Here is a 22,876-nt window from a genome sequence, read left to right on the forward strand (position 1 = left end):
CTGCGCCCGAGGCTCAGAAACCGGCTTGCGCAACCTCTACCACGGTCTGTGCGCCAAAGTCGCGCGCATGGGCAAAAGCCAGTGCCACGATCGCCACACCCACCACATTTGCCGCAAAGACTGTCCAGTCGAAACTGGTTTCCTTGGCGTAGATGCGGCGCAGTTTGGTGAACATGATGTGCCCCTTGGGATGGGTGACGTGGGTGGGTTGGTGGTTGCGGATGCCATCAGCCTCGCAGGCGTTTGTGGCAAAAACAGGACTTTTCTGCGCTCCAGATTGGGTGATGTCATATGACATTCGGGTCTTGGCGCTGACAGCGCTTGGCCTTAACGTAAGCGCATGAAACAAGATGACCAGCCCCCCGGCCCACTTGGTGCCCCTGTTGCAGATTTTTCCGTCCCGCCGCGACCGCCGCGGACGGTGATGGCAGGCCGCTACGCCCAGCTTGAACCGTTGAACGCCGAGGCCCACGCCGCCCTGCTGTTCCGCGCCTTTGAAGGGCAGGATCACCTGTGGCATTATATGTATGACGGGCCGTTCTCATCCTCTGCCCAGTTTCACCGCTGGGTGCGCGAGGTCGAAACCAAGGACGACCCGCTCTTCTATGCGATCAAGAACCTAGAGACAGGGCATATCGAAGGGGTGGCAAGCTATTTGCGCATCGCGCCAGAGGCCGGATCGATAGAGGTCGGGTCAATCACCTTTGGGCCCGCGTTGCAGCGCACGCGGGCGGCGACGGATGCCATGTATCTGATGATGAAATGGGCGTTCGAGGCGGGATACCGTCGGTATGAATGGAAGTGTAACGCGCTGAACATGCCGTCGCGCCGTGCCGCGCAACGCTTGGGCTTCAGCTACGAAGGCATCTTCCGGCAGGCGGCTGTCGTTAAAGGGCGCAACCGCGATACGGCATGGTTTGCGGCGATTGACGCCGAATGGCCGGGCCTGCGTGAAGCCTTCGAAGCGTGGCTTTCCCCTGCAAACTTTGACGCAGAGGGCAAGCAGCGCGAACGGCTGGGCGATCTGACCAGCCTCGTGCGGGTGTCCAGTGACCCGCTGACGTGACCCGCGACTAGATCGCGATTTGCCGCATCAGCCGTTGGCGCAGGACCGATCGGATCACCCGTTGTTCCTCTATCGCGGGCAGGCCCAAGGTGCTGCGTGTTGCCAGCGCTGTCGCCGCCTGTTCCAGTGCGGCGTCCCGCGCACTGCGCGCCACGCCGGTCAGAAACTGCGCGACATATTCCAGCGTCTGAGGCGTACAGGGGCCGGACAGAACGTCATCCATATGCGCCATGTCATCCTGCAACGCGATAGTGTCGGGCGTGATCGTTTCATCGGCAAGCACGGACAGTCCCAGCGGACGGTGATGCTGCGGCAGGGCGGCCAGCACGACCTGTTGAAACTGTGACAAAGACTGCAACGGTTTGCTCATGAAACGGTCTGCCCCTGCGGCCAGCGCATCCGCCGCCAGGTGGGTGTCCCCCGAAATCGCCAGTAGCGCATCCACGCGGGGCTGCGATTGTGCCAGTTCCGCAATCAGATCAATGCCGTTTCCGTCTGGTAACCCCAGATCGGCAATCACGATCGACGGGCGGTAGACCTGCAAATGCCGCCGCGCCGCGCGCAGGCTGTCGGCCCGTCTGATCCGCGCGCCAGAGCGGAGACAGAGCAGGCGCATCGCCTCGCAGGCAAAGCGGCTGTCTTCGATCACCAGAACGGTAAGCCCCAAAAGCGGGCGGTCGGCCGTGGGGGCGGGCAGGCTTTGGGCCTGATGTTCAAGCGTATCCATGATTCCTCCGTTATGCTTTGTGGGTGACCTATGGTTAGGCGCGCTTCGCTAATACGGTGTTAACGTGACGCATTGCTCTTGCGGCAGCGGCAGCCCATAAACCGGGTCAAATGTTGATTTGAGGGAGAAGAATGATGATCGGTCGCCTAAACCACGTAGCTATCGCCGTGCCGGACCTTGAGGCCGCTGCGGATCAATACCGCAACGCTTTGGGTGCGAATGTCGGTCCTGCGCAGGACGAACCCGACCACGGCGTCACCGTAATCTTTATCGAACTGCCCAATACCAAGATCGAACTGCTTTACCCGCTGGGGGACGATAGCCCGATCAACGGTTTTCTGGAAAAGAACCCCGCCGGTGGCATCCACCACATCTGCTATGAGGTCGAAGACATCATCGCGGCGCGGGATCGCCTGAAGGAAAGCGGCGCGCGTGTTCTGGGGAACGGAGAGCCCAAGATCGGTGCCCATGGCAAGCCGGTGATTTTCCTGCACCCCAAAGACTTTAACGGCGCGCTGGTCGAGCTGGAGCAGGTGTAACCATGGCCGTCATGTCAGGTATCGTTCTGTTCACCGTGATCTGGTCGATGGTCTTTATGATCCTGCTGCCAGTACGGGTGCAGACCCAGGGGGATCTGGGCCAGATCGTCGAGGGCACCCACGCGGGGGCCCCCGAACATCACCATCTTAAAAAGAAAGCGCTGTGGACGACCGCTGTGTCGATCGTGCTTTGGGCGATCATCGCGGGGATCATCCTGTCGGGCTGGTTCACCGTGGCGGATGTGGAGCAGTGGCTCCACGGGGCGCCGACACCAATTGGTGGAACAAATGGGTAAAGGTCGCCGCCCCTAGGATCGGAATCACCAGATTCAGCAGCGGCACCGACAAGGGAATCGCCATCAACACGCCGGCGGCCCAGATTGTAAGGCCATGTTTCCCGCGCAGACGCTTTGCCTCGGTCCGGCCTACCCGCCGGATCGCGGCAAGCGTGAAATACTCGCGCCCCAGCAAGAAACCGTTCACGCTCCAGAAGATCAGGGGCGCGAAGGGGGCGAACATCAGGTACAGCACCAACGCCACGACGTTCACGCCGATCAGCACCCCCATGAAGTTCACCGTATCGCGCAGCGCATCGCCAAAGGGCACAGGCGTGGCGGGGGGCAGATGGGGGTAGTGTTCGGCCTCTACCGCGTCGGCCACATCATCCAGAAACATCGACGTGATGGCCGAGGCGACGGGCACCATCAAGAACACCGACAGCACCATCAACAGCAGCGCTGCCCCCCAGCTGAACAGATCGTCAAGCCACGAAACCTCGCCCAGAACGGGCAGCCAGTTGTCCTCTCCGGTCAGCCAGTCGATCAGCCAGACAAAGCCCGCAGACGCACCGACCAGCAGCAGCAACGCCAAGCCGACACCCAGCAGCAGCACGCGGCGAAAGCTTGGATCGCCAACCTGTCCAACGGCCAGCCCGAAGGCGCGAAAAATCTGTGCTATTGCCATGTGGTGATCGCCGTGATGTCGGGGCGCCCGCGCTCTGGCGGGGCGGAGGTTTCGGTGCCGATATGGATAATGCCGGCGATGCGTTCATGTTCCGCGAGGTCGAAAGCCTCGGTCATGAAGGCGCGGTCGTGGCTGACCCAACCGCTTAGCCAGTTCGCGCCCCAGCCAGAGGCGAGCGCGGCATTGACCAGCGAAAGGCAGACCCCGCCCACGGCATAGGTCTGTTCCAACGGCGGGATCTTGGGCGAGGGTTTCTGCACCTCGACCACAACAACCGCCAGATCGCCCTGATCGAATTGCCCGCGGCCCTTCTGGATCTGCTCGGGGTCAAGCGCCAGGGCGGTGCCGCGTGCCTCGGCGATGTCGGCCAGACGCGCCATCGCGGGCTTTTCGATCACGATAAAACGCCACGGCTCCAGCATCCCGTGATCCGGCGCGCGCGAGGCCAGGGTCAACAGCTCGGTCAGCGTGTCGCGGTCGGGGACCGGTGTGGTCAGGGTCTTGGCGGGGCGCGAACGGCGGGTTTGCAGGAAGTGCAGCGCGTCGGGATTGGGTGTCGGCATCGGGGTCTCTCTTATAGGTTCAGCTCCTGCGCCATGTCGTCAATGGACGCGCGCAGGAAAGCGTCGAATGCGGGGCTTGGCTGGCGAATGCGAAAGTTCTTCGCATGGGGATCTGGCGCTGTGATGTCACTGTCTGCGAGGGCTGCAATGGTGGCGTGGCCACAGAAGGGAACATAGGCCTCTGAATAGCCGCCTTCATGGACGAGCACCAGCTTGCCGCCGCAAAGTTTTTGCGCCGCGGCTTTGATCCGCTGTGTCATCTCGGCAAAGGTTTCCGCTGTGGCCTGCATGCGCGCCAGCGGGTCCACGATAGAAGCATCGAAACCGCAGGCGACGATGATCATATCGGGCTGATACGCGTCGAGCGCGGGGAGCACCACACGATCGAGCGCATGCAGATAGGCCGTATGCCCCGACCCCGCGTGCATCGGCAGGTTGATATTGTAACCGGCTCCCGCGCCGTCGCCCCGATCCGCCAGCGCGCCGGTATCAAGCGGGTAATTCCCTTCTTGATGGAGCGAGATCGTCAGCACGTCGTCGCGGTCATAAAAGATCGCCTCGGTGCCATTGCCGTGGTGCACATCCCAGTCCAGCACGGCAACGCGGCGCACCAGTCCCTTGGCCTTTGCTGCCTCGATCGCGATGGCGATATTGGCGAGCAGGCAGAAGCCGTTGGGGAAATCAGGCAGCGCATGGTGCCCCGGTGGACGGCTGAGCGCATAGGCATTGTCGAGGTCACCTTTGGCGACGGCCTCTACCGCGGCGAGGGAGAGACCCGCGGACAGCGCCGCAATCTCGAACCCGCCGGCGGCGAAGGGGGTGCGCAACCCCAGCTCTCCTCCGCCCGCGTCTGAAAGGCGTTTGAAGTCGTCGAGATAGGCAGCCGGATGGACCCGCAGCAGATCCTCGCGCGATGCAGGCGATGCGCTGCGCAGGTCGAGCTCGGCCATCAGGCCGGTGACCTCCATCAGATTGCGCAGGCGGCGTTTGGTCTCGGGGTTTTCCGGCAGGCCGCCCGCGGCCAGCGGCTGCACCAAGCCGCCCACGGGCATGGTAAAGGCATAGTTGCCACCTGCGTGCCAAAAGCAGCGTTCATCCATGAAAAAACCGGTGGTCATCGTCTATCCCCTTCGTGGTTCGGGCGAAGGCTGGCAAAACGCTAAAGGATTGTCCATGGGGGCAAGGCCCGCAGCCGTGGTGCTGCGGGGGGACCTGTGGAGTGAGTATTTGGGAAAGGGTGAAGGGGCGGGCTGGTTTAGCCCACCATGCCCACAATCTCGTAGGTTTTCTTGAGGATCGGCGCGGTGATCTCGCGCGCTTGGGTGGCACCGTGGGCCAGAATGCGGTCGATCTCTGCCTCGTCGGCCATCAGCTCTGCCATGCGGGTGCTGATCGGGGCCATTTTGGCGACGGCGAGTTCAGCCAGTTTGGGTTTGAAGGTGCCGAACTGCTGGCCGCCCACATCGGCCAGAACCTGTTCAACGGTCTGGTCGTTCAGCGCGGCGAAGATATTCACCAGATTGCGCGCCTCTGGCCGGTCCTTGAGGCCGTCCACTTCGGAGGGGAGCGCATCGGCGTCGGTCTTGGCCTTGCGGATTTTCTTGGCGATGGTGTCGGCATCGTCGGTCAGGTTGATACGGCTGGCATCGGAAGGGTCGGATTTCGACATCTTCTTGGACCCGTCGCGCAGGGACATGACGCGGGTCGCAGCCCCTTCGATCACCGGTTCGGTCAACGGGAAGAAATCGACGCCGTAGTCATGGTTGAACTTGGCCGCGATGTCGCGGGTCAGTTCAAGGTGCTGTTTCTGGTCCTCGCCCACGGGCACATGGGTCGCGTGATAGATCAGGATGTCGGCGGCCATCAGCGCGGGATAGGCAAAGAGCCCCAGCGAGGCAGCTTCGGCGTTCTTGCCGGCCTTGTCCTTCCACTGGGTCATGCGGCCCATCCAGCCCATGCGCGCCACGCAGTTGAAGACCCAGGCCAGTTGCGCGTGTTCGGGCACCTGGCTTTGGTTGATCAGGATGGATTTATCGGGGTCGATGCCCGACGCGATGAAACCGGCACAAAGCTCGCGCGTGCTGCGCTTGAGGTCTGCAGGGTCCTGCCAGACGGTGATCGCGTGCAGATCGACCATGCAGTAGATCGACTGTACCCCCTTGTCCTGCGCATCGGCGAAACGTTTGAGCGCGCCCAGGTAGTTTCCAAGGTGCAAATCGCCCGACGGCTGGATGCCGGAAAACACACGCGGGGTGAAAGAGGTGTCGGTCATTGGATGCTCCGATAAGGCTGGAAACTACGGCCAGATGGGCTTACCCATGCGCACCATGCCCGTCAAGGAGGCCCTATGGAAGACCCAGATTTTCACCCCCCCGTGAACCCGATGCCCGCAACCGTCACGCTGCTTTTTCTGGCGCTGGCGGGGATAGAGGTCGTGCTGTCGTTGGCCGAGGCCGGGATCATCGGAGGTCCTGCTGCTGTGGGCTGGCGTCTGGCCTTGATCCGCGACTTCGGATTTTCGGGCGATGTCTTCGACTGGATGGTCGCCAACATGCAGTTTCCCCTGCGCGACCTGTCGCGGGGGGTGAGCTATAGTTTCATCCATCTGGGGTTCACCCATGCGATCTTTGCCTGCGTGCTGTTGCTGGCGCTTGGCAAGATGGTGGCCGAGGCGATGGGGCAGGTGGCGTTTCTGGCGATCTTCTTTGTGTCGGGCATTTTCGGCGCGGTGGTCTATGCGCTGGTGCTGGATGATCCGGTCTGGCTGGTCGGTGCCTACCCGTCGGTCTATGGGCTGATCGGCGGCTATTCCTTTGTCATGTGGCGCAAGCTGGCGGGGCAAGGAGAACAGCAGTACCGCGCGTTTTCCCTGATTGCCGTGCTGATGGGGTTGCAGCTGATCTGGGGCGTGTTCTTTGAGGCGGGCACCCAGTGGGTGGCGGAGCTTTTGGGCTTTGCCTGTGGTTTCGCGCTGAGCTTTGTTTTTGCGCCGGGCGAATGGAGCAAGCTGCGGGAGCGTATTCGGCATCGGTGAGGCTTGCAGTCGGGACAGGCAGACGTGACAGGCAGGGGGCCAGCCCCCTGACCCCCGGGATTTAATGCCATTTGGAAGCGGGTCGGGTTAGCCGCGTTTTAGGGCGCGTTTGAATTCGGCCAGTTTGAACGCACCGATGAGCTGGCCGGTGCCGAAGTAGCTGACGGCCGCCAGGGCAATGAGGATCACCAGAGCGACCCCGCGCCACCAGGCTTCGGCGAGCAGGGGTTGCAGGGCCAGATTGCCGATCCAGAGCGCGCCGCCCATGACCGCCGCCGCCGCCATGATGCGCCAGATGCGTTTGTGAAAACGCGCATCGAATTTCGCGGCCAACCCGAAGCCACGTGCGCCATAGGCCAGCAAGGCAAACATCGCCCATCCCGCCAATGTCGTCGCGATGGCAGGGGCAATCCAGCCGATCACGGGGCTGAGGCCGACGGCCAGTACCACGTTCACCACCATTGCCACCACGGCAAAGTAGAAGGGGCGGCGGGTGTCTTCACGCGCATAGTAAAGCGGTTGCAGGATCTTTTGCAGCACAAACGCCGGCAGGCCGAGCCCGTAGATCGCCACCGCAATGGCGATGGCCGCGGCGTCATCTGTGGTTGTGGCCCCGCGTTGGAACAGCACCGTGGCCAGCGTGAAGGGGATCACCATCAGCGCAACCGCCGAGGGGATGGTCAGCGCCAGCGACACCTCGGCGGCGCGGCTGATCTGGGTGTGCGATCCCTGTTCGTCTCCGGCCTTGAGCCGTCGTGACAGGTCGGGCAGCAGCACCACGCCAATCGCGATCCCCACCACGCCCAAGGGCAGTTGGTAGAGGCGGTCTGCGTAATTGAGCCAAGCCACGGCCCCTTCGTAGAAGCTGGCGACCTGACGGCCGACCAGCAGGTTGATCTGCATAACCCCGCCTGCCAGGGCCGCAGGGGCGGCGATGATGGCAAGGCGTTTCAGCTCGGGCGTCAGGCGGGGGCGACGGCCGAAGGTCAGTGTGAAGCCTGCGCGTTTCGCGGCCCACCAGACCAGCGCCAGTTGCGCGATCCCCGCCAGCGGGACAGACAGCGCCAGCGTGTCGCCGATCTGTAGGCCAAGGGCCTTGTCGATGCCCATGCCGATCGCCTCTGATCCGTCGCGGCCAAGGGCGGCCCCTATAAGGACGGCGAGGATGAAAATGACGTTCAACACCACAGGGGCTGCTGCCGCCGCCATGAAGCGGCCCGTGGCGTTCAGCACGCCCGATACAAGTGCGGCGAGGGAGATGAACAGAATATAGGGGAAGGCCAGCCGCCCATATTCGACCGCCAGATCGAACCGTTCGTCCCCCGCAAAGCCCGAGGCCATCAGCAGCACCAGCCCCGGCATCGCGACGATCCCGATGATGGTGAACAGCGTCAGGATGAACGCCATGCCGACGAAAGCATCCTGCGCGAATTTTTCCGGATCATCGCCGCTTTCGAGCTTTTTCGAGAACATCGGCACAAAGGCCATGTTGAACGCCCCCTCGGCAAAGAAGCGGCGGAACATGTTGGGCAGGGAAAAGGCGACCAGAAACGCTTCGGCTGCAGGGCCGGAGCCAAGGTAGCCCGCGATCATCACATCACGCACGAACCCCATGACCCTGCTGAGGAGGGTCCAGATCCCGACGGTGAAGAAGCCGGACATAAGGCGGATAGGTTTCATGGTGGTGCTGCCCCGTAACTGCGGTGCAAATGGCCTAGCCGTTGGCGCCGCACTGCGCAATCAGGGAAATGCGAACACAGCCGTCATGCCCGCGCGAAAGCGCCGATGTCAGTCCTGTGCCCGCGCAACGCCGTCGATGATCGCCGCGCGCAACCGTTTCTCGAGCGTCTTTTGTTTGCTTTCGGTATAGTATTTCAACCCGAACATATCCTTAACGTAGAAGGTATCGACCACCTGTTCGCCATAGGTCGCGATCACCGCATTGGCGATATAGACGTTGGATTCAGACAGCGACCGCGTGAGGTCATAGAGCAGGCCGGGGCGGTCGCGGGTATCCACCTCGATAATCGTGTAGATCTCGGAGCCTTCGTTATCAAAGGTGATATGCGTGGGCACCTTGAACACTTTCTCGCGCTTTTTCACCTTGTCGCGGGATTTCAGCGCATCGCGGGCCAGAATTTCACCCTTGAGCGTCTTGGAGATCATCTGCCGCAGCCGTGGCAGGCGCGAGACGTCGTAGGGGTTGCCCTCGGCGTCCTGGATCCAGAACGCATCGGTCACCCAGCCATCCTTGGTGGTATAGCTGCGGGCATCGACGACATTGGCCCCGACCAGCGCCAGCGCACCGGCGAGCCGTGCAAAGATGCCCGGGTGGTCAGCCATGACAAAGCAGGCGCGGGTGGCGTCGCGGTCATCGTCAGGGTGCAGGTCAATGCGGATTTCACCGTCCTGAATATCGCGGAGCTGTTCGGCGAATACCACCTGAGAGGCCGTATGAAGCCCCTGCCAATAGGGCGGGTAGTGGCGTGCGGTTTCGGCCTGAAGATCCTTGCGCGGCCAATGGGCGAGGGCCGCACGCAGGGCCTTTTTGGCACCCGCGCCGCGGTTCTCGCGGTTGAGGTCTTCGAGCCCGGTTTCAAGCGCGCGTTTGGTTTGCCGGTAGAGCCCGCGGATCAGTACGGCTTTCCAGTTGTTCCATGTGTTCGGGCCGACGCCGCGGATATCGCAGACGGTCAGCACACACAGCAGATCAAGCCGTTTGACGGTCTGCACAGCCTTGGCAAAGTCCCGCACGGTGCGCGGATCGGAAATATCGCGTTTTTGCGCCATATCCGACATCAGCAGGTGGTAGCGGACCAGCCATTCGACCGTGTCGACCTCGGCCTTGTTGAGGCCCAGACGGGGCGCGATCTTGCGGGCCATTTGGGCTCCGAGGATCGAATGGTCTTCGGGGCGGCCCTTGGCGATATCATGCAGCAATAGAGCCACATATAGCACCTTGCGGTTCACCCCACGTTGCAGGATCGACGAGGCGACGGGCAGGTCTTCTTCCAGCTCGCCCTTCTCGATCAGGGCAAGGTTTGTGATGCACTGGATCGTGTGCTCGTCCACCGTATAGCTGTGGTACATGTTGAACTGCATCATCGCCACGATGGGCTCAAACTCGGGGATGAAGGCCGACAGCACGCCCAGTTCGTTCATCCGGCGCAGGCCGCGTTCGGGGTTGCCGTGTTTCAGCATCAGATCAAGGAAGATCCGCCGCGCTTCGGGCGTGTTGCGCATGTCGTCGTCGATCAGGGCGAGGTTCGCTTTGACCAGACGCATCGCATCGGGGTGGATCAACATGCCGGTGCGCAATGCCTCTTCGAAGATGCGTAGCAGGTTCAGCTTGTCGCTGATAAACGCCTTGCCATCGGTGACCGCCAGCCGCCCGCCCACGACCTCATAGCCGTCGCGCAGCTTGGGGCGACGGCGAAAGATGCGTTCGAGCAGCGGTTCCGCCTTGACGTGCAAGGCTTCGAGCTTGGTGAGGAAGATGCGCGTCAGTTCGCCCACTTCGGTGGCATGGCGGAAATAGGCCTGCATGAACACCTCGACCCCGCGGCGGCCCCGCGTGTCGCGGTATCCCATCGCCTCGGCCACGGCGACCTGCATGTCAAAGGTCAACTGTTCGGTCGCGCGTCCTGAAATGAGGTGCAGGTGTCCGCGTACCGCCCAAAGAAAATTCTCGGCCGCGACGAAGGTCTTGAATTCTTCCTCCAGAAACACGCCGCGGTCGACAAGATCGGCGGCATGTTCGACGCTGTAGATATGTTTGGCGATCCAGAACAACGATTGCAGATCGCGCAAGCCGCCCTTTGCCTCTTTGACATTGGGTTCCACCACATAACGTAGACCCTGCTTGCGGTGCCGCGCGTCGCGTTCCTCCAGTTTGGCTTCGATAAAGCTGCGACCGGTGCCTGCAAAAAGATCGGTCTTGAGCGTTTCATCCAAATCCTGCGCCAAAGCCACATCGGCGGCGATAAAGCGGTGCTCCAGCAGGGCTGTCTGGATCGTAAAATCCTCGCGGCCAAGGGTCACGCAGTCGCGGATGGTGCGGGTGGAATGGCCGACCTTCAACTTGAGATCCCATAGCATGTAGAGCATGGATTCGATCAGGTTTTCAGTGCGCTGGCTGGGCGTTTGGGGGATGAGGAACAGTAGGTCCACATCAGAATAGGGGGCCATCTCTCCGCGGCCATACCCGCCGACGCCGATCACGGCGAGCCGGTCGTTCGGGCCAAGCGTTTCAACCGGGTGGAGCCGTTGTCCGGCGATCTGCAGGGTCGTGCGGACAAGCTGATCGGTGAGGTAGCAATAGGCCGACGTCATGGGGCGCGCGTTGAAGGGTGACGCCGCGAAGGCGCGGGCGATTTCGGCGCGCCCGTTCTTTTGCGCGTCTTGCAGAACGGCGACGGCGGCGGCCTGAATCTCTGCCGGATCGGTCAAACCGTCCAGCACGTCCTTGAGCGCGGCGGAAACAGCCGCTTCGTCAAAGATGCGTTTGGGGGTGCTGATCAGGTGACGCGCGGTGGCCTCACCTGATTCTGCTGGTGCAACAAGGGGTTTCACAAAAGGCGGTCCCTTAGAAACCGGCCCCGCCAAAGGCTTGGGGGGCAGGGCTGATGATGACGACCTGCTGGTTGCGGATCGTGGCAATGGCAAGGCCGCGTTCGGCGGTGCCGTCGGCCTTGAGGCGGAACACGCCGCTCGCCCCGCGGAAGCCCGCGCCTTGGGTCAGACGTGCCGCGGACAACGCGTCGGATTTGCCGGATTTCGCCAAGGCCCCCACGGCTGCGATCCCGTCAAAGGCCAGACCAGCGATCGGGCCCGGTGTGTCGCCATAGGCTGCGGCATAACGCTGCGAAAATGCGGTTGTCGCACCGGGATCGGGCAGGGCGAACCAGCCACCTTGCACGCCGGGCAGGGCCAGCGTTTGGGGCGGGATGTCCCAGCGGGTCAGACCGATGTACTGCGTGGTGGCACCGCTGATCCCTGCCTCTGGCAGCATCTGTGCGAAAAGCGGCAGGGCACTGGCCGAGGATGTCGTCAGGAAGACCGCATTCGCCCCGTTGCTTTCTACGGCAGCTTTCACGCGCGGCACGGCAGACATTACGGCTTCTTGGCTCAGCGCGTAATCAACCGTACCGGCAGAGGTCGCCCCGTTTGCGGCAATCGCCTTGAGGATGGCATCGCGGCCCAGCTGGCCGGCCAGATCCTGACCGTGCAGTACGAGGATCTTGTCTTTTCCGTTGCTTTTGGCGTAGCGGACCAGACGGTTGGAGGTGTCGTTAAAGTTCTGACCCAGCACAAAGACATTGCCGCCCGCGATGCTGGGATTGTTCGAGAAGGACAGGACATTCACGCCCTGCGCGGCAACCGCGTTGCCCGCCGCATTTGCGGCCTCGCCATAAAGCGGCCCCAGAATGATCTGCGCCCCGTCGGTGACGGCCTGCGCCGCCGCGGTGCCCGCAGTGCCAGCATTGCCGCCCGTACCATAGACCCGCAGGTCAATCTGCACGCCGCCCAGATCGCGGATCGCCAGACGCGCGGCATTCTCAAGTTCTTGCGCCAGCAGGTTATCTGCCGCCGATCCGCCACGCGGGATCAGCAAGGCCACCGGAATAGGTTTGCTCGAGTTGACTTTGGGGCCCTTGGACCCGTTCATATTGGTCATCGCCACAGGTTCACAGGCGGCAAGCGCCAATGCGATCAGTGGCAGGATCAAAAGCCGCAGTGGCTTGCGAAGGATGTTGAAAACAGCGATCATAACAGTGTCACTCCATTGGTGGCAGGTCGGCGGCGATGGCCCCGGGGACATATGCACTGATCATAGAGGGTGCGAAAGGCGGGTCCAGCTTGAATTACCAAAAGATTCCCCTTGCGGCGGGGCTTTACTTTGTCGGGGTGCCGATCGGCTCTGCCCGCGACATAACCTTGCGGGCGCTCGACGTGCTGGCCTCGGCTGATGTGCTGGCGGCGGAGGACACGCGGAGCCTGCGTAAGTTGATGGATATCCATGGGGTGCCTCTCAACGGGCGGCAGATTGTGGCGCTGCACGACCATTCGGGCAGTGGCGTGCAGGACAAGCTTGTCGCCGCGATCCGCGATGGGCAATCCGTCGCCTATGCCTCTGAGGCTGGCATGCCGCTGATCGCGGATCCGGGGTTCGAACTGTCCCGCGGTGTGGGCGAGGCAGGGCTCATGCTGACCTGCGCCCCGGGCCCCTCGGCGGTGCTGACCGCGCTGGCTTTGGCAGGGCTGCCGACGGATGCCTTCTTTTTCGCAGGGTTCCTGCCCAATGCGAAAGGCGCACGGCTCACGGCGCTGCAAAAGTTGAAAGAGGTGCAAGGCACGCTGGTTTTCTACGAATCACCCAAGCGGGTGGGGGCGATGCTGCGCGATGCCGCACAGGCGCTGGGCGGGGAACGTCCGGCGGCTGTCTGTCGCGAGCTGACCAAGAAGTTCGAGGAAATTCAGCGCGGTACCCTGGATGAATTGACCGAACACTACAGCGGTAAAGCCCCGAAGGGCGAGATTGTTGTGCTGATTGATCGCGGGCGTTTACCGGCTGTTAGCGAAAGTGATCTAACCTCTGACCTTGCGAACGCATTGGAAACGAATTCGATGCGCGATGCCGTCGATATGGTGTCGCAGGCATATGATGTGCCGCGCCGACAGGTGTATCAGGCGGCATTGGAACTGGGGAAAGAAACCTAAGATGGCCGACACACTGACGACATTGGCGAAATCCGTTCAAGGGGCTGTTTCCTATCACGCAGGTCGTGCGGCTGAACTGCAGGTTTCGGATGACTACCGCCGCCGCGGCTTTGATCTGGCACATGAACGGTGGCGCGGTAAGGCGGGCGAAATTGATCTGATCATGCGCGACGGCGACGGGATCGTCTTTGTCGAAGTGAAGAAAAGCAAAAGCCATGACAGCGCCCTGCAGCGTCTGAACCGGAAACAGATGCGCCGTATCTATCGATCCGCCGAAGAATTCATTGGCGGCGAACCCAAAGGCGCGCTGACGGACGTGCGGTTTGACGTGGCGTTGGTCGATCAGACCGGTGACCTGCGGATCCTTGAAAACGCCTTCGGGCACGACTGACCCATTGCACCCCACGCCCTGCTGCGCCATCTAGAAAGGAACAACAGGGAGACCCCTTATGAAAATCGCCTTTCAGATGGACCCGATCGGGGACGTGAACATCAACGCGGACAGCAGCTTTCGCCTGGCCGAGGAAGCACAGGCGCGCGGGCACGCGCTTTTCTACTACACCCCCGATCACCTCGCCTATCAAGAGGGGCGTATAACCGCACGGGGTCATGATCTGACCGTGCAGAGGGTACAGGGCGATCACGCCACCTTGGGGCCTGAACGCGAGGTTGATCTGGCGGATTTCGACGTGGTCTGGCTGCGGCAGGATCCGCCGTTCGACATGCATTACATCACCTCGACCCATTTGCTGGACCGTCTGAAAGAGACAACGCTGGTGGTGAATGACCCGTTCTGGGTGCGGAACTATCCCGAAAAACTGCTGGTGCTCGATTTCCCGGAGCTGACCCCGCCGACCACAATCGCCCGTGATCTGGACACGATCAAAGCGTTCAAGGCGAAGCACAAGGATGTCATCCTCAAGCCGCTATACGGGAACGGGGGCGCGGGTGTTTTCCGTCTGGACACGAATGATCGCAACCTCAGCTCTTTGCACGAACTGTTCACCGGTTTCTCGCGCGAGCCGTTGATCGTACAGAAATTCCTGCCTGCTGTGTCCAAGGGCGATAAACGGGTGATTCTCGTGGATGGCGAAGCCGTCGGGGCCATCAACCGCGTCCCGGCAGAGGGGGAAACCCGGTCGAACATGCATGTGGGCGGCCGCCCCGAGAAGGTCGGCCTGACAGAGCGTGACCTTGAAATTTGCGCCGCCATCGGCCCGTTGCTGCGTGAGAAGGGGCAGATTTTCGTCGGCATCGATGTCATCGGCGACTATCTGACAGAGATCAACGTGACCTCCCCCACGGGCATACAAGAACTGGAACGTTTCGACGGCACCAATATCGCGGCCAAGATATGGGAAGCGATCGAACGTAAGCGCGCATGAGCGTGCTGCGCCCTCTGCTGAACGGCTATTTACGTTTGGTAGAGAAGCGCAAGCTGGCGCGCACGCGTGATGTGCACAAGATACGTCGTGATTTTGCGAAGACCGCGCGGCTGCTGTTTCGGGCACCGCGGGGCACCCAGATCACCCGCAGCCGCTTGGTTGGCGCGGGCGATGTTCTGCGGGTGACCCCTGCGCAAACACGCTCTGATCTGGTGATCTTTTACATTCATGGGGGCGGTTTCGTGTTTGGCAGCCCCGATACCCACGGCGCGATGCTGGGGGCCTTGGCGCAGCGTCTGGGGGCTGAGGCGGTGTTGCCCTATTACCGTCTTGCCCCCGAAGCGCCGTTTCCCGCCGCAATCGAAGATGTCGCCACGGCCTATCAGGCGTTGCTCGACAGCGGTGTGTCGGCGCAGAATATCATTGTCGGCGGCGATAGCGCTGGCGGCGCGCTGGCGTTCAATCTGCTTAGCCGGCTTTGTGCAGGCAGTGGCCCCCTGCCGCGGGCGCTTTTTGCCTTTTCACCGCTGACCGATTTTCTGCACGAGGGGGCGAGCTTCCGCGAGAATGCTGCGCGAGAGGCCGTATTGCCCGCCGCGCAGGCCGGTCTTATGGCAGAGATGTATCTGGCAGGTGCCGACCCCCGAGATCCCGATATAAGCCCCTTGCTTGCGAGCTATCCGGGGGCACCGCCAGTCTGGATCACCGTCGGTTCCACAGAGATTCTACGCGATGACGCGCGCCGGATGGCAGCGCATTTGCGGGATCAAGGTGTTAGCGCGTCGTTGGAAGAGGAGCATGACCTGCCCCACGTCTGGCCGATCTTCCACAACACCCTGCCCGAAGCGCGGGTCACGCTGGACGCATTGGCGCGCTGGATCACGCAACTGCCACCGACGGCAACCGAAAGCTGAGCGCTTCGGCCAGATGCGGTTTGCGCACGTCGCCGGCCCCGTCCAGATCCGCGATGGTGCGCGCCACGCGCAATACCCTGTGATACCCACGTGCCGATAGGTGAAACCGCTCTGCCGCGCGGGACAGCAGCTGTCGCGCCTCTGTATCCGGGGCGGCGATCTGTTCCAGCAGGTCCCCTTCGGCATCTGCGTTCAGGGCCGCTGTGGGATGGTCGGCAAAGCGGTCGTGCTGGCGGCGGCGCGCGGCTTGCACCCTTTGGGCGACTTCCGCCGAGCCTTCCGCACTGGGGGGCAGGTCGAGGTCGGTATAGCCCACGGGCGGCACATCTATGCGCAGGTCGAAGCGGTCACGCAGCGGGCCTGAAACGCGGTTCATATAATCCTCTCCGCAAGCGGGGGCCTTGCTACATGCGCGGGACGGATCGCTAAGGTAGCCGCATTTGCAGGGGTTGGCTGCGGCGACAAGCATGAATTTGCACGGGTATTTCACATGTGCATTGGCGCGGGCGATCATCACCTCGCCCGTCTCGACGGGTTGGCGCAGGGTTTCCAGCACGGTGCGGGGGAATTCGGGAAATTCATCCATGAACAGCACGCCGTTATGGGCAAGGCTGACCTCCCCCGGTTTGGCCAGCCGCCCGCCGCCAATGATCGCCGCCATAGACGCCGTGTGGTGCGGTTCGCGGAACGGGCGCAGACGAGAGATGCCGCCGTCATCCAGAAGCCCGGCAAGCGAATGGATCATTGAGGTGCTGAGCGCTTCTTGTGGGGTCAGCGGGGGGAGGATGGAGGGTAAACGCGCCGCCAGCATGGATTTGCCCGAGCCGGGCGTGCCGACAAACATCAGGTGATGACGTCCCGCGGCCGCGATTTCCAAGGCGCGTTTGGCGCGTTCCTGACCTTTGACATCACGCAGGTCATGCTGGCTGGGGCTTTGCGAGACTTCGCCCGGTGTGGCAGGCGGCAGCGGGGTTTGGCCGGTATAATGTCGCACCACCGCGCCGAGGCTGGGGGCCGCGATTACTTGCGCATTGCCGACCCAAGCCGCTTCGGCACCAGAGGCAGCGGGACAAAGCAGGCTACGCCCGTTTTCCGCCGCAGCCATCGCCGCAGGCAGCGCGCCGATCACGGGGATCAGGCTCCCGTCCAGCGACAGTTCGCCCAAGGCGACGGTGCTTTGGATGACATCATTCGGCAGGATATCGATCGCCCCCAGCAGGGCTAGCGCGATCGGCAGGTCGAAATGGCTGCCTTCTTTAGGCAGGTCGGCAGGGCTGAGGTTGATCGTGATCCGTTTGCTGGGCAGGGCGATGGCCATCGCACCAAGCGCGGCGCGGACCCTTTCGCGCGCTTCTGACACCGCTTTGTCGGGCAGGCCCACGATTGAAAAGGCGGGCATGCCAGCAGAGAGCGCGCACTGCACCTCGACGATGCGCGCGTCGATGCCCTGGAATGCGACCGTATATGCCCGTGCGACCATTCTACCCCTGATGTCTTGCGATACCTCAGGGGTAGGGCGGGGGTGTTTAATAAGCGTTAACGGGCGTGGAAAGCGCGGGATTTGAGTTTAATTGGCAAAATGAAGGTAGGGGCGGGGCCGTCAGACCTGATGGTTGATCGTGCCGATGTCCCACCCCTGCGGGGTGATGTGGATATCCGTGACCGACAGGTTGTCGATCTTATGGGCCATCGCGGCATGGGCATCCACGCCAAGCGCGCGCTGGACCTGTGTCAGGATCACGCCGAAATGCGCCACGGCGATGATGTCTGTGTTCGGATGGGCCTGTGTGATCCGGTCAACGGCGGCGTTGATCCGGCGGGCCGCGTCGTTCCAGCTTTCGCCTTCGGGGGCGGCGATGTCACCCGGGTTGGTCCAATAGGCGCGGCTGAGCTCGGGGTGGCTTTGCGATACATCGCGGGCGTGCATGCCGTCCCACAGCCCGAAATCAAGCTCGCGCAGGTCGCGGTCATGGGGCAGGCGCAGGCGGCTGGCAGAGGCTAGCGTATCGGCGGTGGCAGAAGCGCGGATAAGGTCCGAGGATACCAACACGGCCCTCTGCGGAAGATGCGCGTTGAGCCGCCCGAGCTGTGCGACATCGGACAGATCGGCAGGGACATCGCGCCAGCCGACAAAGTTTTTCTCGTGGGTCGGGCCGTGGCGCACCCAGTGCCAGATAGTCATGATCAGCGCGCCTTATTCGCCCAGTGGTTTGCGATTTATTTAGCGTCATTGTCACAAAGTCAAAGCAAGCTGCGCGGAAAAAAGCCGATTCTTTTTCGATTCCGCGTGAACCAACTGGCGGTTTTCCGCGTTTAGATGAAAAGGCGCAGACAGATGTGCCTCAATAGTAGGGATGGACATCATGACGCTGGCGCAATCACGTGAATTTTCTTTGACCCGCACCGCAATGAAGGCAGAGCTTTTAGATGCGGAGACAGAACTGAAGCTTGCCTATGCCTGGCGGGACGAACGCGACGAGGAAGCGCTGCACCGGCTGATCACAGCCTACATGCGTCTAGCTATCTCGATGGCGGGAAAGTTCAAGCGCTATGGCGCGTCGATGAATGATCTGATCCAAGAGGCCGGATTGGGTCTTATGAAAGCTGCCGACAAGTTCGACCCCGACCGCGGGGTGCGCTTTTCTACCTATGCCGTCTGGTGGATCAAGGCGAGCATTCAGGATCACGTTATGCGCAACTGGTCGATGGTGCGCACCGGCTCTACGTCCTCTCAGAAATCGCTGTTCTTCAACATGCGCCGTGTACAGGCACGCCTTGAGCGCGAGGCCCAAGCCGCGGGCGAAACCCTGGACAAGCATCAGCTGCGTCAGATGATCTCTACCGAGATTGGCGTGCCTATGCATGACGTCGAGATGATGGAGGGGCGTTTGTCCGGCTCTGATTTCTCGTTGAACGCGACGCAATCGGCCGAGGACGAGGGCCGCGAGTGGATCGACGCGCTGGTCGATGACAGTGCGCAGGCCGCCGAACGTGTCGAGGAAAGCCACGACACGCTGACATTGCGCAGCTGGCTGTTGTCGGCGATGCAGGCCCTGAACGAACGCGAACAATTCATTGTGCGCGAACGCAAGCTGCGCGATCAGCCACGCACGCTTGAAAGTCTGGGTGCCGAGCTGAGCCTGTCGAAAGAACGCGTGCGCCAGCTGGAGGCCGCGGCCTTTGGCAAGATGCGCAAAACGCTTGAGACGCAATCCTCCGAGGTGCGCCACTTCCTGATGTGAGCCCCCAGATATGATCTCACTGTCTGCGCGCACTGCCGCAGGAACGGGCTGGCGGAAAATGAACCGCCCCCCTATGGTCGGAACGAATACCGACGACGGGGGCGATCATGCTGGCTGGCAAACATATTCTGCTGATAATCGGGGGCGGCATTGCCGCTTTCAAATCCCTTGATCTGATCCGCCGCCTGCGCGAACGCGGGGCCACTGTGACGCCCGTGCTGACCCGCGCGGGCGAAGAATTTGTGACGCCTTTGTCTGTTTCGGCGTTGGCGGGGCAGAAGCTGTATCGCGACTTGTTCGATCTGGGCGACGAGGCCGAGATGGGGCATATCCAGCTCAGCCGTGTCGCGGATCTGGTTGTGGTGGCCCCTGCCACGGCGGATCTGATGGCCAAGATGGCGAGCGGTGTGGCGAATGATCTGGCCTCTACCCTATTGTTGGCGACAGATACGCCGGTGCTGATTGCGCCGGCGATGAACGTGCGCATGTGGGACCACCCCGCGACCCAACGCAACCTTGCGACCCTGCGCGGTGATGGCATCCATGTGGTCGGCCCGAATGATGGTGATATGGCTTGCGGGGAATTCGGCCCCGGGCGCATGTCCGAACCGCTTGAGATTGTCGCGGCGGTTGAGGCGCAGCTGGCCGATGGTCCGCTAAAGGGGCGACGTATTCTGGTGACCTCCGGCCCGACGCATGAGCCGATTGATCCTGTGCGCTATATCGCGAACCGGTCCTCGGGCGCGCAGGGCACAGCGATCGCGCGCGCGCTAGCGGCGTTGGGGGCTCAGGTGATCTTTGTCACTGGCCCTGCCGACGTGCCCCCGCCCGACGGGGTAGAGGTGATCCGCGTGCAAACGGCGCAGCAGATGCAGGAGGCGGTAGAGGCCGCCTTGCCCGTCGACGCAGGCGTATTCGCCGCGGCGGTGGCGGATTGGCGCATGGCCAGCGCCAGTGATCGAAAGCTCAAGAAATCGAAAGACGGGCTGCCGGTGCTGAGCTTTGCTGAAAATCCCGATATTCTGAAAACCGTCAGCGCGGCGGGGGCGCGGCGGCCCAAGCTGGTCGTGGGATTCGCTGCGGAGACGAATGACGTCGTTGAAAACGCCACGGCGAAACGGCTGCGCAAAGGCTGCGACTGGATCGTTGCGAATGATGTCTCACCGGCGACAGGCATTATGGGCGGGGCGGAAAATGCTGTGACCCTGATCACGGATGCGGGTGCCGAAAGCTGGCCGCGTATGGGCAAGGATCAGGTGGCACAGCAGTTGGCCGCGCGCATTGCAGAAACGTTGAGCTAGAGTTTTCTTGCCTTCGGCGAGGATTTAAAACCATTTGGAAAGCGCGCGTGCGGTGGAGCGGATGATGAGCGAGATCAAATTCAAACGGGTCAGCGGCAATGATGATCTGCCGCTGCCGTCCTATGCCACTGCCGGGGCGGCGGGTATGGATTTGCGGGCCTTTCTGCCAGACGGGCCGATGGAATTTGTAAAAGGGCAGATCAGTCTGATCTCTATCGGGTTCTCGGTCGAGCTGCCGCGCGGGACAGAGATGCAGATTCGGCCACGGTCGGGCCTGGCGTTGAAGCACGGGTTTCTGATTCCCAATGCGCCCGGCACGGTGGATGAGGATTACCGCGGCGTGGTGATGGTCGGGCTGTACTATGTAGGGGATGCGCCTTTCGTTATCCGGCACGGCGATAGGATCGCACAGGCTGTTATTGCGCAGGTTCAACAATACGCCTGTGTTGAGGTCGATGCCTTGTCCGATACCACGCGCGGGGACGGCGGATTCGGCTCTACCGGCCTGAAATAGACGAGGATCGTGAAAGGTTCCGCTGTCGTGAAACTTTCATAAAGCTGAAACGAATGTGAATTAATGCCGCCCTAGGTTCCCCGAAAAAAGGGGAACCGAATGCTTCAGCTTCAAGCCGTCACAAAAACATTTGGCGCGAATACAGCCGTTCACGCAGCGAGCTTTTCCGTCGACCGCCCGATGATGATTGGCATCATTGGCAGTTCCGGTGCCGGTAAGTCGACGCTGCTGCGGATGATGAATTGCCTGACCCCTGCCAGTTCGGGCGAGATTCTGGTCAACGGGCGCGACATCACCAAGCTGCGCGGGGCCGAGAAGCGCGACTGGCAATCCCATTGCGCGATGATCTTTCAGCAGTTCAATCTGGTGCCGCGTCTGGATGTGGTGTCGAACGTGCTGCACGGCACGTTGAACCGCCGGTCGACATTGGCGACGATGTTCAACCTCTACCCCGAAGGCGACATCATCCGCGCCATCGATATTCTGGACCGTCTGGGCATTGCCGAGCACGCGCCCAAACGCGCCGAGGCCCTGTCGGGCGGGCAGCAGCAACGTGTCGCCATCGCGCGCGCACTGATGCAGGACCCCACGATTATTCTGGCCGATGAACCCATTGCCTCGCTTGATCCGATGAACGCGCAGCTGGTGATGCAGGCGCTGCGGGACATCCACGAACAAGACGGGCGCATGGTGATCGCGAACCTGCACACGCTGGACACCGCACGTCGCTATTGCGACCGCGTGATCGGCATGCGGCAGGGGCGGATCGTGTTTGACGGCACGCCCGCGCAGCTGACCACCGGTGTGGCGCGCGACATTTACGGGGCGGATGCCAGCTTTTCCGAAGCAACGACATCGACCCAGATCGAAACGCTGTCCGCCCGTCCCGAAACGGTGGCGGCGCAATAACCCCAATTATCTTTTCATCCCCAGCCTCCGATCCTCGGGGGCCTATCTGCAAAAAAGAGAGACGACCGATGAACAAACTACTTGCTGCTGCTTTCGCGACGACCGCCCTTGCGACGGGTGCTGTGGCCCAAACCGAAGCCATTTCCGAATTCCGCATCGGTATTCTGGGTGGCGAGAACGCGCAGGACCGGATGAATTCGAACGAATGTATGCGCGCCATGACCGAGGATGCCTTGGGCGTCCCGACCAAGCTGTTCGCCCCTGCCGATTATAACGGCGTTATCCAGGGTCTGCTGGGTGGCACGCTGGATATGGCATGGTTGGGTGCTTCCGCCTATGCTGCGGTATATCTGCAAGACGCCGAAGCGGTCGAGCCTGTGCTGGTGAAAATCAACGTGGACGGGTCCTATGGCTACCACTCCATCGGGTTTGCCCGCGCCGACAGCGGCATCACCAAGCTTGAAGACGTCAAGGGCAAGGTCTTTGGTTTCGGTGACCCGAACTCCACCTCCGGCTATCTGATCCCGTCGATCGAGATCCCCCAGATGGGCGAAGAGATCACCATGGACTCCGGCGCGTATTTTGGCGAGGTCAAGTTCACTGGCGGTCACGAGCAGACCATCGTTGCGGTCAATAATGGCGACATCGACGCAGGCGTGACCTGGGCTGATGGTCAGGGCAACTGGGAAGACGGCTACAACTCCGGCGCGCTGCGCAAGGCCGTGGACGCAGGCCTGGTCGATATGAACGATCTGGTGGAAATCTGGCGCTCCAAGCCGATCCCTGAAGGCCCTGTCGTACTGCGCACCAGCCTGCCTCAGGACGTCAAAGACAAGATGACCGCGCTGGTCGACAGCCTGCACGAAAACGACCCCGAGTGCGCCTATGGCGTGGCGGCGGGCGAAAGCCTTGGGTTCGATCCGATCACCCATGACGCCTATGTGTCGATCATCGAAGCCCGCAAGGCAAAATCGAATTGATCCAAGTGATTTAAGCACT

24 protein-coding genes are annotated in these 22,876 nt (G+C 61.8%); 13 read left to right on the top strand and 11 right to left on the bottom strand.

Features of this window, described 5'->3' with window-relative positions; genetic code table 11:
- Positions 1-13 precede the first annotated feature (13 nt).
- Complete coding sequence (locus SJY36_RS01790) at positions 14-175, bottom strand: hypothetical protein (protein WP_235602514.1); 162 nt, start codon at positions 173-175, stop codon at positions 14-16.
- A gap of 165 nt (positions 176-340) precedes the next feature.
- On the opposite strand from SJY36_RS01790, the gene SJY36_RS01795 reads away from it, so the two are divergent.
- On the top strand, positions 341-1,066 hold the full coding sequence (locus SJY36_RS01795; protein ID WP_386172661.1) for a GNAT family N-acetyltransferase: 726 nt from the start codon (positions 341-343) through the stop codon (positions 1,064-1,066).
- A 7-nt stretch (positions 1,067-1,073) separates the two neighbouring features.
- On the opposite strand, the gene SJY36_RS01800 is transcribed toward SJY36_RS01795, so the two are convergent.
- Complete coding sequence (locus tag SJY36_RS01800) at positions 1,074-1,793, bottom strand: response regulator (protein WP_386172663.1); 720 nt, start codon at positions 1,791-1,793, stop codon at positions 1,074-1,076.
- Positions 1,794-1,927: 134 nt separating this feature from the next.
- Between SJY36_RS01800 and mce the strand changes: the two genes are divergently transcribed.
- Entirely contained in the window at positions 1,928-2,332 is a 405-nt protein-coding gene (gene mce, locus SJY36_RS01805) for a methylmalonyl-CoA epimerase (RefSeq protein ID WP_005851258.1), read from the top strand.
- A 2-nt stretch (positions 2,333-2,334) separates the two neighbouring features.
- Positions 2,335-2,628, top strand: a complete 294-nt coding sequence (locus tag SJY36_RS01810) for a DUF1467 family protein (RefSeq protein WP_005851259.1) — start codon at positions 2,335-2,337, stop codon at positions 2,626-2,628.
- On the opposite strand, the gene SJY36_RS01815 is transcribed toward SJY36_RS01810, so the two are convergent.
- The 4 genes from SJY36_RS01815 to trpS form a co-directional block, all read right to left on the bottom strand.
- Positions 2,561-3,295: an EI24 domain-containing protein gene (locus tag SJY36_RS01815; protein WP_037964839.1), complete on the bottom strand. Its 735-nt coding sequence runs from the start codon at positions 3,293-3,295 to the stop codon at positions 2,561-2,563. The two genes, SJY36_RS01810 and SJY36_RS01815, sit on opposite strands and share 68 nt — an antisense overlap.
- Positions 3,286-3,858, bottom strand: coding sequence for a nitroreductase (locus tag SJY36_RS01820; RefSeq protein ID WP_386172665.1), 573 nt, complete (start codon positions 3,856-3,858; stop codon positions 3,286-3,288). The genes SJY36_RS01815 and SJY36_RS01820 overlap by 10 nt, the downstream gene beginning before the upstream one ends.
- Before the next feature lie 11 nt (positions 3,859-3,869).
- Positions 3,870-4,976 (bottom strand): class II histone deacetylase, encoded by a 1,107-nt coding sequence (locus SJY36_RS01825; RefSeq protein ID WP_386172667.1) that lies wholly within the window; start codon positions 4,974-4,976, stop codon positions 3,870-3,872.
- Between the two features lie 137 nt (positions 4,977-5,113).
- Entirely contained in the window at positions 5,114-6,130 is a 1,017-nt protein-coding gene (gene trpS, locus SJY36_RS01830; protein ID WP_005851266.1) for a tryptophan--tRNA ligase, read from the bottom strand.
- Between the two features lie 75 nt (positions 6,131-6,205).
- Between trpS and SJY36_RS01835 the strand changes: the two genes are divergently transcribed.
- On the top strand, positions 6,206-6,892 hold the full coding sequence (locus tag SJY36_RS01835) for a rhomboid family intramembrane serine protease (RefSeq protein ID WP_386172669.1): 687 nt from the start codon (positions 6,206-6,208) through the stop codon (positions 6,890-6,892).
- A gap of 87 nt (positions 6,893-6,979) precedes the next feature.
- Here the strand turns inward: SJY36_RS01835 and murJ are convergent, their stop codons facing one another.
- The 3 genes from murJ to SJY36_RS01850 form a co-directional block, all read right to left on the bottom strand.
- Positions 6,980-8,572 carry a murein biosynthesis integral membrane protein MurJ gene (gene murJ, locus SJY36_RS01840; protein WP_037964850.1) on the bottom strand — a complete coding sequence of 531 codons (1,593 nt, stop codon included), beginning with the start codon at positions 8,570-8,572 and terminating at the stop codon, positions 6,980-6,982.
- Positions 8,573-8,680: 108 nt separating this feature from the next.
- Positions 8,681-11,464, bottom strand: a complete 2,784-nt coding sequence (locus SJY36_RS01845; protein ID WP_037964853.1) for a [protein-PII] uridylyltransferase — start codon at positions 11,462-11,464, stop codon at positions 8,681-8,683.
- A gap of 13 nt (positions 11,465-11,477) precedes the next feature.
- Positions 11,478-12,662, bottom strand: a complete 1,185-nt coding sequence (locus SJY36_RS01850) for a penicillin-binding protein activator (RefSeq protein ID WP_386172672.1) — start codon at positions 12,660-12,662, stop codon at positions 11,478-11,480.
- An 89-nt stretch (positions 12,663-12,751) separates the two neighbouring features.
- Between SJY36_RS01850 and rsmI the strand changes: the two genes are divergently transcribed.
- From rsmI to SJY36_RS01870, 4 genes are read left to right on the top strand one after another with little or no spacing between them, the layout of a single operon-like run.
- Entirely contained in the window at positions 12,752-13,612 is an 861-nt protein-coding gene (gene rsmI / locus SJY36_RS01855; RefSeq protein WP_386172674.1) for a 16S rRNA (cytidine(1402)-2'-O)-methyltransferase, read from the top strand.
- A 1-nt stretch (position 13,613) separates the two neighbouring features.
- Entirely contained in the window at positions 13,614-14,003 is a 390-nt protein-coding gene (locus SJY36_RS01860) for a YraN family protein (protein WP_386172676.1), read from the top strand.
- 58 nt (positions 14,004-14,061) lie between these two features.
- Positions 14,062-14,997 (top strand): glutathione synthase, encoded by a 936-nt coding sequence (gene gshB / locus SJY36_RS01865; RefSeq protein ID WP_386172678.1) that lies wholly within the window; start codon positions 14,062-14,064, stop codon positions 14,995-14,997.
- A complete protein-coding gene (locus SJY36_RS01870; protein WP_386172679.1) occupies positions 14,994-15,911 on the top strand; it encodes an alpha/beta hydrolase in 918 nt (305 codons plus the stop codon). The genes gshB and SJY36_RS01870 overlap by 4 nt, the downstream gene beginning before the upstream one ends.
- On the opposite strand, the gene SJY36_RS01875 is transcribed toward SJY36_RS01870, so the two are convergent.
- Together SJY36_RS01875 and SJY36_RS01880 are read right to left on the bottom strand one after the other, a co-directional pair.
- The gene (locus tag SJY36_RS01875; protein ID WP_180828650.1) at positions 15,877-17,391 is read right to left on the bottom strand and encodes a YifB family Mg chelatase-like AAA ATPase; all 1,515 of its coding nucleotides are present in this window, start codon (positions 17,389-17,391) and stop codon (positions 15,877-15,879) included. The genes SJY36_RS01870 and SJY36_RS01875 overlap by 35 nt on opposite strands.
- Before the next feature lie 120 nt (positions 17,392-17,511).
- Entirely contained in the window at positions 17,512-18,093 is a 582-nt protein-coding gene (locus SJY36_RS01880) for a histidine phosphatase family protein (protein ID WP_005851284.1), read from the bottom strand.
- A 172-nt stretch (positions 18,094-18,265) separates the two neighbouring features.
- Here SJY36_RS01880 and SJY36_RS01885 point away from each other — a divergent pair, with 172 nt between their 5' ends.
- The 5 genes from SJY36_RS01885 to phnD all read left to right on the top strand — a co-directional run bounded on the left by SJY36_RS01885 (position 18,266) and on the right by phnD (position 22,857).
- The gene (locus SJY36_RS01885; RefSeq protein WP_005851286.1) at positions 18,266-19,153 is read left to right on the top strand and encodes an RNA polymerase factor sigma-32; all 888 of its coding nucleotides are present in this window, start codon (positions 18,266-18,268) and stop codon (positions 19,151-19,153) included.
- A gap of 107 nt (positions 19,154-19,260) precedes the next feature.
- Positions 19,261-20,454 (top strand): bifunctional phosphopantothenoylcysteine decarboxylase/phosphopantothenate--cysteine ligase CoaBC, encoded by a 1,194-nt coding sequence (gene coaBC / locus SJY36_RS01890; protein ID WP_386172682.1) that lies wholly within the window; start codon positions 19,261-19,263, stop codon positions 20,452-20,454.
- Positions 20,455-20,518: 64 nt separating this feature from the next.
- Positions 20,519-20,968, top strand: a complete 450-nt coding sequence (dut, locus tag SJY36_RS01895; RefSeq protein ID WP_039912208.1) for a dUTP diphosphatase — start codon at positions 20,519-20,521, stop codon at positions 20,966-20,968.
- A gap of 99 nt (positions 20,969-21,067) precedes the next feature.
- Positions 21,068-21,877, top strand: coding sequence for a phosphonate ABC transporter ATP-binding protein (gene phnC, locus SJY36_RS01900; protein ID WP_037943147.1), 810 nt, complete (start codon positions 21,068-21,070; stop codon positions 21,875-21,877).
- A gap of 68 nt (positions 21,878-21,945) precedes the next feature.
- Complete coding sequence (gene phnD / locus SJY36_RS01905; RefSeq protein ID WP_386172685.1) at positions 21,946-22,857, top strand: phosphonate ABC transporter substrate-binding protein; 912 nt, start codon at positions 21,946-21,948, stop codon at positions 22,855-22,857.
- The last annotated feature ends 19 nt before the right edge of the window (positions 22,858-22,876 follow it).

Origin of the sequence: Sulfitobacter sp. R86518, from assembly GCF_042466275.1 — a bacterium.
GTDB classification, from domain to species: Bacteria; Pseudomonadota; Alphaproteobacteria; order Rhodobacterales; family Rhodobacteraceae; genus Sulfitobacter; species Sulfitobacter pontiacus.